The organism is Cellulosimicrobium funkei, from assembly GCF_001019615.1.
Classification (GTDB): Bacteria; Actinomycetota; Actinomycetes; order Actinomycetales; family Cellulomonadaceae; genus Cellulosimicrobium; species Cellulosimicrobium cellulans_E.
The window spans coordinates 77,558-91,366 of record NZ_JNBQ01000008.1 but is presented as its reverse complement, the minus strand read 5'-3'; the positions used below and the strand labels follow the sequence as shown (position 1 = coordinate 91,366).

General features: G+C 74.7%; 13 protein-coding genes. 2 read left to right on the top strand and 11 right to left on the bottom strand.

All coding sequences use genetic code 11. From position 1 onward, the window contains the following. Window positions 1–19: 19 nt before the first annotated feature. The 3 genes from FB00_RS09525 to rimP all read right to left on the bottom strand — a co-directional run bounded on the left by FB00_RS09525 (window position 20) and on the right by rimP (window position 2,103). Complete coding sequence (locus tag FB00_RS09525) at window positions 20–343, bottom strand: YlxR family protein (RefSeq protein WP_047232667.1); 324 nt, start codon at window positions 341–343, stop codon at window positions 20–22. Window positions 344–424: 81 nt separating this feature from the next. After that, complete coding sequence (nusA, locus tag FB00_RS09520) at window positions 425–1,486, bottom strand: transcription termination factor NusA (protein WP_047232666.1); 1,062 nt, start codon at window positions 1,484–1,486, stop codon at window positions 425–427. A gap of 2 nt (window positions 1,487–1,488) precedes the next feature. Continuing rightward, on the bottom strand, window positions 1,489–2,103 hold the full coding sequence (gene rimP, locus FB00_RS09515; protein WP_082141168.1) for a ribosome maturation factor RimP: 615 nt from the start codon (window positions 2,101–2,103) through the stop codon (window positions 1,489–1,491). 150 nt (window positions 2,104–2,253) lie between these two features. On the opposite strand from rimP, the gene FB00_RS09510 reads away from it, so the two are divergent. Then, complete coding sequence (locus FB00_RS09510; RefSeq protein ID WP_082141167.1) at window positions 2,254–3,363, top strand: DUF4439 domain-containing protein; 1,110 nt, start codon at window positions 2,254–2,256, stop codon at window positions 3,361–3,363. 147 nt (window positions 3,364–3,510) lie between these two features. Here the strand turns inward: FB00_RS09510 and FB00_RS09505 are convergent, their stop codons facing one another. After that, window positions 3,511–5,379: a proline--tRNA ligase gene (locus FB00_RS09505; protein WP_047232703.1), complete on the bottom strand. Its 1,869-nt coding sequence runs from the start codon at window positions 5,377–5,379 to the stop codon at window positions 3,511–3,513. A gap of 33 nt (window positions 5,380–5,412) precedes the next feature. Here FB00_RS09505 and FB00_RS09500 point away from each other — a divergent pair, with 33 nt between their 5' ends. Continuing rightward, the gene (locus FB00_RS09500; protein ID WP_047232664.1) at window positions 5,413–6,336 is read left to right on the top strand and encodes an Fpg/Nei family DNA glycosylase; all 924 of its coding nucleotides are present in this window, start codon (window positions 5,413–5,415) and stop codon (window positions 6,334–6,336) included. Between the two features lie 36 nt (window positions 6,337–6,372). Here the strand turns inward: FB00_RS09500 and FB00_RS09495 are convergent, their stop codons facing one another. The 7 genes from FB00_RS09495 to rlmN all read right to left on the bottom strand — a co-directional run bounded on the left by FB00_RS09495 (window position 6,373) and on the right by rlmN (window position 13,758). Beyond that, entirely contained in the window at window positions 6,373–7,335 is a 963-nt protein-coding gene (locus FB00_RS09495) for a DUF4081 domain-containing GNAT family N-acetyltransferase (protein WP_082141166.1), read from the bottom strand. Window positions 7,336–7,342: 7 nt separating this feature from the next. Then, window positions 7,343–8,482, bottom strand: coding sequence for a flavodoxin-dependent (E)-4-hydroxy-3-methylbut-2-enyl-diphosphate synthase (ispG, locus tag FB00_RS09490; protein ID WP_021482273.1), 1,140 nt, complete (start codon window positions 8,480–8,482; stop codon window positions 7,343–7,345). A 225-nt stretch (window positions 8,483–8,707) separates the two neighbouring features. Then, window positions 8,708–10,018, bottom strand: a complete 1,311-nt coding sequence (locus FB00_RS09485) for a M50 family metallopeptidase (RefSeq protein ID WP_047232663.1) — start codon at window positions 10,016–10,018, stop codon at window positions 8,708–8,710. A 55-nt stretch (window positions 10,019–10,073) separates the two neighbouring features. After that, entirely contained in the window at window positions 10,074–11,273 is a 1,200-nt protein-coding gene (gene dxr / locus FB00_RS09480; protein ID WP_047232662.1) for a 1-deoxy-D-xylulose-5-phosphate reductoisomerase, read from the bottom strand. A 58-nt stretch (window positions 11,274–11,331) separates the two neighbouring features. Continuing rightward, the gene (locus tag FB00_RS09475; RefSeq protein ID WP_197088787.1) at window positions 11,332–12,093 is read right to left on the bottom strand and encodes a class I SAM-dependent methyltransferase; all 762 of its coding nucleotides are present in this window, start codon (window positions 12,091–12,093) and stop codon (window positions 11,332–11,334) included. 25 nt (window positions 12,094–12,118) lie between these two features. Further along, the gene (locus tag FB00_RS09470; protein ID WP_047232661.1) at window positions 12,119–12,670 is read right to left on the bottom strand and encodes a DivIVA domain-containing protein; all 552 of its coding nucleotides are present in this window, start codon (window positions 12,668–12,670) and stop codon (window positions 12,119–12,121) included. Beyond that, on the bottom strand, window positions 12,667–13,758 hold the full coding sequence (rlmN, locus tag FB00_RS09465; RefSeq protein WP_047232700.1) for a 23S rRNA (adenine(2503)-C(2))-methyltransferase RlmN: 1,092 nt from the start codon (window positions 13,756–13,758) through the stop codon (window positions 12,667–12,669). The genes FB00_RS09470 and rlmN overlap by 4 nt, the downstream gene beginning before the upstream one ends. Window positions 13,759–13,809 lie beyond the last annotated feature (51 nt).

Sequence of the window (13,809 nt, the reverse complement as noted above, 5' to 3'; positions counted from 1 at the left end):
AGGGGCCGTGACGCATGGCTCAGACCTGCTCTCCCGGTGGCGCCTCGATCGCGGTGCGGACCGCGGCGAGGTCGAGGGGCCCGGCGACGCGCAGGGCCCGCGGGACTGCCCGCCGGCGTTCCGCCGTCTCGAGGCACCGGGTCGACGCGTGGAGCCACGCACCGCGACCCGGCAGCGACCGCCCGGCGTCCACCACGAGCCGGGGCTCGTCGGTGCTCGCGCCGGACCGGTCGAGGACCAGACGGAGGAGAGCTGACCGCAGGTCGCGCTCCCGGCATCCGACGCACGTGCGGACAGGACCCGAGCCCGTGTCGACGGGGCGGGTCGTGGTGTCCGGGGGCATGGTCGAGGTGCGGGCGCGCGGCCCGGTCGAGGACAGTCTACCGCGCCGTCCCGTCATCCGTGACCGTCCCACGCCCGACGACTACCGGTCTCCGGTGCGGGGACCTGCGGTGGCGTCGCGGTCGGACCCCTCCGCGGGGGTGCCGCCCTCGTCCGAGCGGATGTCGATGCGCCACCCCGTCAGCTTCGCGGCCAGGCGGGCGTTCTGCCCCTCCTTGCCGATCGCGAGCGAGAGCTGGAAGTCGGGGACGACGACGCGCGCGGCCCGGGCCGCCTCGTCGACGACCGTGACGGACGACACACGAGCCGGCGACAGCGCGTTCGCGACGAACTGCGCCGGGTCGTCGCTGTGGTCGACGATGTCGATCTTCTCGCCGTGCAGCTCCGCCATGACGGCGCGCACGCGCGAGCCCATCGGGCCGATGCACGCGCCCTTGGCCCCGAGGCCCGGGACCCGGGACCGCACGGCGACCTTGGTGCGGTGCCCCGCCTCGCGCGCGATCGCGGTGATCTCCACCGAGCCGTCCGCGACCTCGGGCACCTCGAGCTCGAACAGCTTGCGCACGAGGTTCGGGTGCGTCCGGCTCAACGTGATCTGCGCGCCCTTCATTCCCCGGGCGACCTCGAGCACGTAGGCGCGCAGGCGCTCGCCGTGCACGTACTCCTCCGTCGGCACCTGCTCGTGCGGCGGGAGGACGGCCTCCGTGCCACCGACGTCGACCAGGACGACGCGCGGGTCGCGTCCCTGCTGGATGACGCCCGCGAGGACCTCGCCCTCCTTGCCGCGGAACGTGCCGAGGATCTGGTCGTCCTCCGCGTCGCGCAGGCGCTGGACGATGACCTGGCGCGCGGTCGACGTCGCGATCCGGCCGAAGTCGGCGGGCGTGTGGTCGAACTCCGGGCCGTACTCGACCGGGCCGCGCGGGGCGTCCTCGTCGTCGGTCTCGGGAGCGGGCAGCTCCTCGCGCGCCCACACCGTGACGTGCCCGGTCTTGCGGTCGAGCTCGACCCGGGCGCGCGTGTACGCGTCCGGGGTGCGGTGGTACGCCGAGAGCAGGGCCTGCTCGATCGCGGCGACCAGGACGTCGAGGCTGATGTCCCTCTCGCGCTCCAGCAGGCGCAGCGCGCTCATGTCCACGTCCATCGTCAGGCCTCCTCGTCGCGGGCGGGCGTCTCGTCGGTCGAGCCGTCGGTCTCGTCGAGCTCGGGCAGGTCCGCCTCGAGGGCGCGCTTGAGCTCCACCTGCACCTGCCCACGGACCACGTCGGCCAGCGGCACGACGCGCTCCGTCACGGCCCCGCGCGTGCCGGGCACGTCCAGGACGAGGCCGGGGTCGACCTCGGACCCGGCCCGCAGGCGCCCCTCGACCGTGCCGCCGTCGGCGAGCTGGAGGCGCACCAGACGACCGCGGGCGCGCCGGAAGTGGCGGGGCTCGGTGAGCGGTCGGTCGGTGCCGGGCGTCGAGACCTCGAGCGTGTACGCACCGTGGAGCGGGTCCACCGCGTCGAGCGCAGTGGAGATCGGGCGCGTCGCCTCCGCCACCGTGTCGAGGTCGAGGTTCCCCTCGACGTCGTCGGGGAGGTCGAGCACGACGCGCACCACGGACCGGGCACCGGCGCCCGACACCGTGACGTCCTCGAGGTGGAGACCCGCGTCCACGACCACCGGCTCGATGGCCTCGCGCACGCTCTCGCGGAGCGCGTGCGTGGCCGCGTCGCCTCCGGGTGCCTTGCCGGGCTGACCGCCCGCCTGCCCTGCCATGACTCAGCTCCTGTCCGTGTCCCACGCCGGGTACGGAAGACGACCGGTGTGTTGTTGTCTCGGGATCTCCCGACGATCCGCTCGTCGGGACGTTCGACCGGGGACCAGCCTAACGACTCACGGGCCCCGGACGTGACATCATCGCCCCCGATGAGTCCCCACGCGACCGCGGTGCCCGCCGCGCCCCGTACCCGCCCGCGCCGGACGCCCCGGCCCGGCGGGCGGGTGCTCGCGGCGGTGACGGCGCTCGTGACCGGCGTCCTGGCGGCCGGGTGCGGCGTCCGGCTGGAGACCCCGCCCCCCACCGAGCCCTCGCCGGACGCCGTCGAGGTCCTGCGCGCCGGCGCTGTGGACGACGCCCTCGCGGTCGCCGACCTCGTGGCGGACGTCACGCCGGGGGTGACCGACCCGGCCACGCTCGCGGCGCTCGAGGAGGCCGCCGCGTTCGCCGAGCAGCACGCGGACGCCCTCGGCGGGGTCTACGACTCCGGCCTGGACGACCTCGACCTCCCGGCCGGCGACCCGACGTCGACCGCCCCGGCGGACGACACCGACGAGCCGGCCGACGACGCAGCCGGCACCGAGGAGGACCGCGCGGAGGAGGACGGCACGGCGGACGGGCCCGGTGACGGCGCCGCCACGACCGACGACGTCGTCGTCGCGCTCGTCGAGGCCGCGCAGCGCACGGGCGCCTCGGCCGACGCGGCGACGGACGCCGGGCTCGCCCGGCTCCTCGCGTCCGTCGCCGCCTCGGAGCACGTCTCGGCACAGCGCCTCGCCGCGCTGACCGGGTCCGCTTCGGCCGACGCGCTCGTGACGACGGCCCCGCCCGTCGAGGAGGCGCCGGCCGGGATCGGCGCCGCGGACCTCGCGACGCTCGTCGAGACGGAGGACGCCGCGGGGTACGCGTACGAGGTGCGCGCCGCGCAGTCCGAGGACGACGCACGGACGGCGGCGGTCGCGCGCGCGGCCGAGCACCGGGCCCGCGGCCAGGCCTGGGCCCTCGCGGCCGGGACGGACGGCACCGCCCAGGACCCCCGTCGGGTCGCCTACGTGCTGCCGGACGACGCGGACGTCGCCGCCCTCGCGCGCCAGGTCGAGTCGGGCCTCGCGCAGACGTACGCGAGCCTCGTCGCCACCGCCGCGCCCACGTCGCGGGCGGAGGCGGTCGCCCTCCTCGTCGACTCGTGGGCGAGCGCGGTCGCGTGGGGCGAGGCCCCCGTCGCCTTCCCCGGCCTCCCCGAGCGGTCGGCCGGCTGAGCCGCCCCATCCCCGCCGACGGGCTCGGCCCGCGGCCCCTGCTCCGGCCCGCGCACGACCGTCCCCTCTCCCCGCGAAGTCCGCCCTGACGACGAGGCGCCCCCGGCCCGTGGACACGGACCGGGGGCGCTCCGCCACGGCGGCGTGTCAGCCGAGGAGCTCGGCGACCTGCGTGGCGACGTGCTCGACGGCGTCCGCGACCGCGACCGGGACCGCCTCGCCCGCACGCGGGCGGACCTCGACGACGCCGTCGGCGAGGCCGCGGCCCACGACGAGGAGCAGCGGCACGCCGAGGAGCTCGGCGTCCTTGAACTTCACGCCGGGCGAGACCTTGGGGCGGTCGTCGTAGACGACCTCGATGCCCCGGTCGGCGAGCTCGGTCGCGAGGCGCTCGGCCTCGTCGAACACGCTCGCGTCCTTGCCCGTCGCGAGGACGTGGACGTGCGCGGGCGCGACGTGCGCGGGCCACGCCAGCCCGGCGTCGTCGTGGTTGGCCTCCGCGAGCGCCGCGAGGACGCGCGTCACGCCGATGCCGTACGACCCCATGGTCACGACGACCTGCTTGCCGTTCTCGTCGAGCACGGTGAGACCGAGCGCCTGGGCGTACTTGCGGCCGAGCGCGAAGATGTGGCCGATCTCGATGCCGCGGGCCAGCTCGAGCGGGCCCGAGCCGTCGGGCGCGAGGTCGCCCGCGCGCACCTCGGCGGCCTCGACCGTGCCGTCGGCCGAGAAGTCGCGCTCGGCGACGAGGTCGAACACGTGCCGGCCCGGCTCGTTCGCGCCGGTGATCCAGCGCGTGCCCGCGACGACGCGCGGGTCGAGGAGGTAGCGCACGGAGTGCCGCTCGGGCACCTCGCCCTCGGCGACGTCGGCGGGCACGTCGCGGCGGACGTTCGGGCCGAGCGCCTGCGGTCCGATGTAGCCCTTGACGAGCTCGGGGTGCGCGGCGAAGTCCGCGTCCGTCGCCGGCTCGACCTCGGCGGGCTCGAACGCCGCGCCGACGCGCTTGAGGTCGACCTCGCGGTCGCCGGGCAGCCCGACGACGACGACCTCGCGGCGGCCGTCGGGGTGCGTGAGGGCGAGCACGACGTTCTTCAGCGTGTCCGCCGCGGTCCACGCACGGTCGGGGCGCGGGAAGCGCGCGTTGGAGAAGGCGACGAGCGAGTCGATCGTCGGGGTGTCCGGGGTGTCCTCGACGTGCGCCGCGGGCGCGTCGGCGTAGTCGACGTCCTCGGGGACGGGCGTGACGACCGCCTCGACGTTCGCCGCGTACCCGCCGGGCGAGCGGACGAACGTGTCCTCGCCGATCGGCGTGGGGGTCAGGAACTCCTCGGAGCGCGAGCCGCCCATGGCGCCCGACGTCGCGGCCACGATGACGTACTCGAGCCCGAGCCGGTCGAAGATGCGTCGGTACGCCGCGCGCTGCGCCTCGTAGGAGCGCTCGAGGCCCTCGTCCGTGGTGTCGAACGAGTAGGCGTCCTTCATGACGAACTCGCGGCCGCGGATGAGGCCCGCGCGCGGACGCGCCTCGTCGCGGTACTTGGTCTGGATCTGGTAGATCGTCAGCGGCAGGTCCTTGTACGACGAGTACAGGTCCTTGACGAGGAGCGTGAACATCTCCTCGTGCGTCGGCGCGAGGAGGTAGTCACCCTCCTTGCGGTCCTTGAGCCGGAAGATGTTGGGCCCGTACTCCGTCCAGCGACCCGTCGCCTCGTACGGCTCCTTGGGCAGCAGCGCCGGGAAGTGCACCTCCTGCGCGCCCGCCGCGGCCATCTCCTCGCGGACCACGTCCTCGACCTTGCGCAGCACGCGCAGCCCGAGCGGGAGCCAGGTGTAGATGCCGGGGGCGGCACGGCGGATGTAGCCCGCTCGCACGAGGAGCTTGTGGCTCGCGACCTCGGCGTCGGCCGGGTCCTCGCGCAGCGTCCGGACGAACAGGGTGGACAGGCGCAGGAGGTCGGCGCCCCGGACGCGGGTGGAGGCCGCGGCGGGCGCGCCGGACGTGACGGAAGACATGCGCCCCACCCTACCGGCGGGGAGGATGTCCCCATGCCCGAGCTGCCCGAGGTCGAGGCCCTGGTCCGGTTCCTCGACGACCGCGCGACCGGCCGCACCGTCGTGGCCGCCGACGTCGCCCAGATCGCCGCGCTCAAGACGTTCGACCCGCCCGTCGGCGCCCTCGTCGGCCGCGTCGTGACCGGCGCGCGCCGGCACGGCAAGTGGCTCGACCTCGTCCTCGCGCAGCCCGTCGGCGGACCGCCCGCGCCCGGGCCCGACGACGAGGTCCACCTCGTCTTCCACCTCGCCCGGGCGGGGTGGCTGCGCTGGTCCGAGAAGGCGCCGACGACCCCCGTCCGTCCCCGGCTCGGCGGCAGCGGCGGAGGGAAGGCGGCGGTGCTCGCCCTGCGCGTACGCCTGGACGACGGCTCGGGGTTCGACCTGACCGAGGCCGGGACGCGCAAGCGGCTCGCGGTCCACGTCGTCCGGCACCCGGAGGAGGTCCGCGCGATCGAGACGCTCGGGATCGAGCCGCTCGACCCCGGCTTCACGCCCGAGGCGCTGGGCGCGCTCATGGCGGCACGCAACCAGCAGGTCAAGGGCCTGCTGCGCGACCAGTCGTCGATCGCCGGGATCGGGAACGCCTACTCCGACGACATCCTCCACGCGGCGCGCACGAGCCCGTTCAAGCTCACGCGCTCGTTCACGCCGGACGAGGTCGCCCGGGTGCACGCCGCCGTCGGAGAGGTGCTCGCCGAGGCCGTCGCGGCGTCGTCGGGCAAGCCCGCTGCGGAGCTCAAGGATGCCAAGCGCGCGGGGATGCGCGTGCACGGGCGCACCGGGCTGCCGTGCCCCGTGTGCGGGGACACCGTGCGGGAGGTGAGCTTCGCCGACCGCAGCCTGCAGTACTGCGCGACGTGCCAGACGGGCGGGCAGGTGCTCGCCGACCGCCGGATGTCGCGCCTGCTCAAGTAGCGGACCGATCGCGGGTCGTCAGAAGAGGGCGGGTCGTCAGAAGAGGACGGTGGCGTACGTGCCGACCTGCTCGAACCCGACGCGGCGGTACGTCGCTAGGGCGCGGGTGTTGTAGTCGTTGACGTACAGCGAGACGACGGGCGGCCCGGCGCGGCGGGCGGCCTCGGCCGGGGCGCCCTGGCGGGCGAGGTGCACGACGGCGGCCATCCCCGGCGCGGCCAGGCCCTGTCCGCGGTACCGCGGGTCGACCCACACGCCCTGCACCTGGGCGACGAGCGGCGTCACCGCGCCGAGCTCGGCCTTGAAGACGACGTGCGGCGCGCCGTCGCCGCCCGCGAGCCGGACGAACGACCGGCCGGCGAGCACGAGCGACCGCACGCGCTCCTCGTACGCCCGCCCGCCGCCCTCGACCGGTGAGTAGCCCACCTCCTCGGTGAACATGCGCACGCACGCCGGCAGGACGACCGGGACCTCGGCGGGGACGGAGCGCCGCACGCCGGGGTCGGGCGCGACGTCGGGCTCGCGGTCGATCGCGAGCGAGGGCTGGTTCGCCCGGATCTCGCGCGGCGACGGCCAGTGCGGCGCGAGCAGCTCCCACAGCGCGAGGACGGCGTCGCGCTCGCCGACGACCGACGACGACCGTCGCCCCGCGTGCCGCGCGAGCTCGGCGAACGCCGTGACCGCCGCCCGCGCGCGCGACGCGTCGAGCGACGCGGGCACCACCGGGACGAGGTTCGCCCCCGCCCAGCACACCGCCTCGAGCGGCCCGGCGGCGGGGAACCCCCAGGCCTGGCCGCCCGCTGCGTGCAGGCCCGCGTGCTGCGCGACCGCGAGCCGCGCGGCAGCGAGCGTCGACGCGACCGGGTCGCCCGCGCACACCGCCAGCGCCTCCGGGACGTCCGCGTCGACGAGCACGCGCGCCCGAGGGCGCCCGCCGTGCCCGGCCTCGCCCCGCGCCCGGGGCCGCAGGGCCGGGACGGACGGGCGCCAGCGGCTCACGAGGGCGTCAGCCGACCGTGACGACCGGCGGGCCGGCCTGCGCGTCGTTCTCCGGCGTCATGGTCTCCGCGATGCGCAGCGCCTCCTCGATGAGCGTCTCCACGATCAGCGACTCCGGCACCGTCTTGACGACCTCGCCCTTGACGAAGATCTGTCCCTTGCCGTTGCCCGACGCGACGCCGAGGTCCGCCTCGCGCGCCTCGCCCGGGCCGTTGACGACGCAGCCCATGACGGCGACGCGCAGGGGCACCTCCATGCCCTCGAGCCCGGCCGTGACCTTCTCCGCGAGCGTGTACACGTCCACCTGGGCGCGGCCGCACGACGGGCAGGAGACGATCTCGAGCTTGCGGGGGCGCAGGTTGAGCGCCTGGAGGATCTGGTTGCCGACCTTGACCTCCTCGACCGGGGGCGCGGACAGCGAGACGCGGATCGTGTCGCCGATGCCCTTGCTCAGCAGCGCGCCGAACGCCGTGGCCGACTTGATCGTGCCCTGGAACGCGGGGCCGGCCTCGGTCACGCCGAGGTGCAGCGGCCAGTCCCCCGCCTCCGCGAGCAGCTCGTACGCCCGCACCATGACGACCGGGTCGTTGTGCTTCACGGAGATCTTGAAGTCGTGGAAGCCGTGCTCCTCGAACAGCGACGCCTCCCACACGGCCGACTCGACCAGCGCCTCGGGCGTCGCCTTGCCGTACTTCGCGAGCAGGCGCGGGTCGAGGGAGCCTGCGTTCACGCCGATGCGCAGGGACACGCCCGCGTCGGACGCCGCCTTCGCGATCTCCTTGACCTGGTCGTCGAACTTGCGGATGTTGCCCGGGTTCACGCGCACCGCGGCGCAGCCCGCGTCGATCGCGGCGAACACGTACTTGGGCTGGAAGTGGATGTCCGCGATCACCGGGATCTGCGACTTCTTGGCGATCGCCGGCAGCGCGAGCGCGTCGTCCGCGCTCGGCACCGCGACGCGCACGATGTCGCAGCCCGACGCCGTGAGCTCCGCGATCTGCTGGAGGGTGGCGTTGATGTCCGTCGTCGGCGTCGTCGTCATCGACTGGACGCTGATGGGGGCGTCGCCGCCGACGTCCACCTTGCCGACCTTGATCTTGCGGCTCTTGCGTCGCGGCGCGAGGACCGGCGGCGGGGCGGCAGGCATTCCGAGACTGATGGGTACGCTCACGCCCCTAGTATCCCCCGTCGGCCGTCCGACGCCGCACGTCGGACCTGTCCGGGTCGTCACCTTCCCGCTCGGTCCAGCACATCTTCGCGCCCCCTCCACGCGCCGCTGACTCGCGCCGAGGTAGAACGTCCGGTCACGAGGTAGAGCTCGCCGCGTTCTGCGTCGCGACCGGAGGCTCTACCTCGCGGGCGGCGCAGCGGACTACGTGAGGCGGACGGGGTCGATGATGTCGGCAAGTATCAGCAGGGCGCCGACGCCGACGAGGACGACGAACATGACGTACGCGACCGGCATCATGCGCGCGAGGTCGGCCGGGCCGGGGCGCGGACGGCCGCGCACGCGGGCGACCGTGCGCTTGGCCCCCTCGTAGAGGGCGTTGACGACGTGCCCGCCGTCGAGCGGCAGGAGCGGGATGAGGTTGAAGACGAACAGCGCGACGTTGAGCGCGGCGAGCAGCAGGAGCATCGTCACGACGCGGTCGAGGATCGGGCTCTCTGCCCCGGCGACGTCGACCGCGACGCGACCGACCCCGACGACGCTCATCACGGAGTCCTGGCCGCGCGGCGCGTCGGTGAACGCTGCCTGGGCGGCCTCGTAGACCTTGACGGGCAGGGTCACGATGATCCCCGCGGTGCCGGACACCTGCTGCCACGTCGCCTCGGCGGCGACGCCGATCCCGGTGGGCTCCCGCTCGACCGTCGGGGTGAAGCCGACGAACCCGGCGGGCTCGGTCACCGGGTCTCCGGAGTCGTCGACGACGGGCGTCCCGTCCTCGGCGACGACCTGGCGCTCGACGTCGACCGGGGTGATGGTGAGGTCGACCTGCTCGCCGTCGCGCTCGACGACGACGGGCGTCGCCTGCCCGCCCGCGCCGCGGATCATCCCGGAGAGCTGGTCCCAGGAGGTGACCTCCTCGCCGTCGAACGACACGACCGTGTCGCCGGGCTCCAGGCCCGCGGCGGCCGCGGGCGACGGGTCGGCGGTGGCGGCGCACTCCTCCTGCTCGGTCGCGACGACCGACGGGACGCACGCGGAGACGGACCCGACCGTGGTCGTGACGGCAGGCAGGCCGATGCCGACGCACACGATCGCCATGAGCACGAACGCGATGAGGAGGTTCATGAACGGGCCGCCGAGCATGACGACGACCTTCTTGGGCGCGGAGAGGTTGTAGAAGGCCCGGTGCTCCTCGCCGGGGCGGATCTCCTCGGTGCTCGCGTCGCGCGCGTCGGCGACGACCTGCGAGAAGAAGCCGTTGCCCCGCGGCCGCGCGCCGGCGGGGGCGGGCGGGTACATGCCGACGAGGCGGACGTAGCCGCCGAGCGGGATCGCCTTGAACCCGTACTCGGTCTCGCCCTTGGTCCGCGACCACAGGGTCGGGCCGAACCCGACCATGTACTGGCTCACCCGGACGCCGAACCTCTTCGCGGGCACCATGTGCCCGACCTCGTGCAGCGCGATCGAGACGACGATCCCGACCACGATCACGAGGATGCCGATCAGCGTCGCCATCGTTCCCTCTGCTCCTTCTCGGTCCGGGCGCTCGACGCGCCCGGACGGTTGCTCGTCACCGGCGGTCCAGGATCTCGTGCGCGCGGGCGCGGGCCCAGGCCTCTGCGTCCGCCACGTGGTCCAACGTCACGGCGTCCGCGGGGGTTCCGTCGTGCGCAGCGAGCACGCGCTCGACCGTCGTCACGATGTCACCGAAACCTGCGCGTCCGCTGAGGAACGCCGCGACGGCCTCCTCGTTGGCCGCGTTGTACACGGCCGGGTGCGTCGCGCTCGCCGCGACGGCCGCGCGCGCGAGGTTCACGGCCGGGAACGCGGCGTCGTCGAGCGGCTCGAACGTCCACGACGTCGCGGCCGTCCAGTCGCACGGCGGGGTCACCGGGTCGAGCCGGTCGGGCCACGACAGGCCCAGCGCGATGGGCAGGCGCATGTCCGGGGGCGACGCCTGGGCGATCGTGGAGCCGTCGACGAACTCGACCATCGAGTGCACCACGGACTGCGGGTGCACGACGACCGTGATGTCGTCGGCCGGGACGTCGAACAGCAGGTGCGCCTCGATGAGCTCGAGGCCCTTGTTCATGAGGCTCGCGGAGTTCACGGTGACGACCGGCCCCATGGCCCAGGTGGGGTGCGCGAGCGCCTGCTCGACCGTCGCGGCCTTGACCGCGTCGGCCTCCCAGCCGCGGAACGGCCCGCCCGACGCGGTGAGGATGAGGCGCCGCACCTCGGCGCGCGTCCCCGAGCGCAGGCACTGCGCGATCGCCGAGTGCTCGGAGTCCACGGGGACGATCTGGTCGGCGTGCTGCTGCGCCGCGCGCACCAGGGCGCCTCCGGCGACGAGCGACTCCTTGTTCGCGAGCGCGAGCGTGGACCCCGCGCGCAGCGCGGCGAGCGTCGGGCCGAGGCCGACGGAGCCCGTGACGCCGTTGAGGACGACGTCGCTCCCCCGGCCGGCGAGCTCGGCCGCGGCGTCGGGTCCGGCGAGCACCTCGGGGACGTCCCCGCGGCCGGACACGGCCCCCACGAGCGCTACCTCGAGCGCCGCCGCACGGCTCTGGTCCGCGACCCCGACCGCGCGCACCCCGAGCTCCACGGCCTGGCGCGCGAGCAGGTCGACGTCGCCGCCGCCCGCCGAGAGCGCCTCGACGCGGAACCTCTCGGGGTGGGCCCGGACGACGTCGATCGCCTGCGTGCCGATCGACCCGGTCGAGCCGAGGATCGTCACGGTGCGGGGGGCGCGTGCGGGACTGTCGAGCATGGCTCCCATCCTTCCAGGCCGCGGACGGTGCGCGGGCACCGTGCCGGTCGTGGCCCGGTCAGCGCGGGGCGGTCCACTCGAGCGTGTACCGGAAGAAGAGCCGACGGCGCACGCGCACCCCGGGCAGGTGCGCCCGGGCCGTGCGCGCGACCTCGTCGACGGAGTGCCGCGGGTCTCGCACGGGCATGCCCGGAGCGTCGGGACCGGTGTCGCCGGGCCGGGCTCGGCGGGGGTGCTTCACGAGGCCCACGAGCGGGTTGAGGAACGCGGACGCGACGTCGACCGCGAGGTCGCGTGCCGACGCCACGCGCGCGAGGCCGACGACGAGCAGGCGCCCGCCCGGGGCGAGCAGGCCACGGGCGTGCCGGAGCGCCTCGTCGAGGTCGAGATGGTGCAGCACCGCGACCATCGTCACCGCGTCGTAGCCGCCGCCCTCGGGGCCGTCCAGACCCTCCGGCCGCGCCTGTGGGCCGCACGCGTCGTGCGCGTGGACGCGGTCTGGCGTGCGGACGTCGTCGAACCTCAGCAGCCGCACGGTGACGGCGGGTTCGTCGGCGTGCCGCGCGCGGGCCTGGGCGACCATGCCGGCGTCGGCGTCGATCCCGTGGACCGCGTCCGCCCGGCGCCGGAGCCTGCCGAGGAGGACGCCCGCACCGCAGCCCACGTCGAGCACGACCCGGGCGTCGCGGGGCACGCGCCGCACGACCCAGCCGTGAAAGTGCTCGTTGTGGTTCCAGGGGTGCCGGGCGTTGACGCCGCTCAGCCACGACGCCGCACCCCGGACCAACGGGTTCGAGGAGGTCCGGGGATCGAGGCTCACGCGCGTCGGGGAGGGCGGGACGTCGTCACTCGACGCCGAGCAGGACCTCGATGGCGCGGGCGAAGAACGCGTCGACCGGCCCCTCCGCGTACCCGTCGCGACCACGCGCGCGGCCGAACGTCGCGGAACGGATCTCCGCCGCGGTGATCGGCACCTGACGGTCGAAGTAGGCGACGAGCCGGTCGCACAGGTCGTCCACGTCGTCGACGTCGTACGCGGGCTTGCCGCGCTCCGCCAGCGCGAACTTCTCACCGTCCGGGCGGCCCAGGCGGCCGTAGAGCGAGCGGGCACGCTCCGCGAGCGCGTTCATCCAGGCCTGCTGGCCGTGCGCCGCGACGTACTCGGCGCGCTGCCGCGCGATGAACGCGCCCTCGAGCCGGTCGAGCGCGGCGTCGACCTCGTGGGTGTTGTACCCGCCCCGCACCAGGTCGAAGACCGACGCCTGGATCTCGGTGCTGGTCAGCCGGTCCGACACCCGGCCCTCGTACACGTCGCGCGCGTGCTCGAAGAAGTCGTCGACCTCCTCGGGGTCGTACCCGTTCCGGGTCTTGCCGACCGTGGTGAACAGCGAACTCACTCGTCCTCCTCTGCAGCGAGCTGCCCGCAGGCGCCGTCGATGTCGCTGCCGCGGGTGTCACGGATCGTCGTCGGGATCCCGTGCCCGCGCAATCGTGCCACGAACTCCGCCTCGACGGCAGGGTCGCTGGCCGTCCAGATCGAGCCGGGCGTCGGGTTGAGCGGGATCGGGTTGACGTGCACCCAGCCGCGGCCGCGCGCGTTGAGCTTCTCGCCGAGCAGGTCGGCGCGCCACGCGTGGTCGTTCATGTCCTTGATGAGCGCGTACTCGATGCTCACGCGCCGGCCCGTGACCTCGAAGTAGTGCCGTGCCGCGTCGAGCGTCTCGTCGACGCTCCACCGCGTGTTGATCGGCACGAGCTCGCTGCGCAGGTCGTCGTCGGGAGCGTGCAGCGACAGCGCGAGCGTCACCGGGATCCCCTCGTCGGCGAGCTTGCGCATCGCCGGGACGAGCCCGACCGTCGAGACCGTGATGTTGCGCGCCGACATGCCGAGACCGTCCGGGGCCGGCGCGACGAGGCGGCGCACGGTGCCCATGACGGCCTTGTAGTTGGCGAGCGGCTCACCCATGCCCATGAACACGAGGTTGTTGAGCCGGGTCGCGCCGCCGGGGATCTCCCCGTCCGCGAGCGAGCGCGCCGCGGACCGCACCTGCTCGACGATCTCGGCGACGGAGAGGTTGCGCGTGAGGCCGAGCTGCCCGGTCGCGCAGAACGGGCACGCCATGCCGCAGCCCGCCTGGCTCGACACGCACAGCGTCGAGCGCTGCGGGTAGCGCATGAGGACCGACTCGACCTTGGCACCGTCGAAGAGGTGCCAGAGCGTCTTGACGGTCGTCCCGCCGTCGGCCTCCATGCGGCGCGCCGCGGTGAGCAGCGGCGGGAACAGCGCGTCCGTGAGCACGTCGCGCGTCGCCTTCGGCAGGTCCGTCATCGCCTCGGGGTCGCGCGTGAGGTGCGCGTAGTAGTGCGTCGCGAGCTGCTTGGCCCGGAACGGCTTCTCCCCCAGCTCGACGACGACGTCGCGCACCTCCTCGGGTGCGAGGTCGGCGAAGTGGCGCGGCGGCTTGCCGCGCCGGGGCGCGGTCATGACGAGCGGGAGCGGCTTCGACTCCGCGGACGGGCGGACGGAACGGACGGT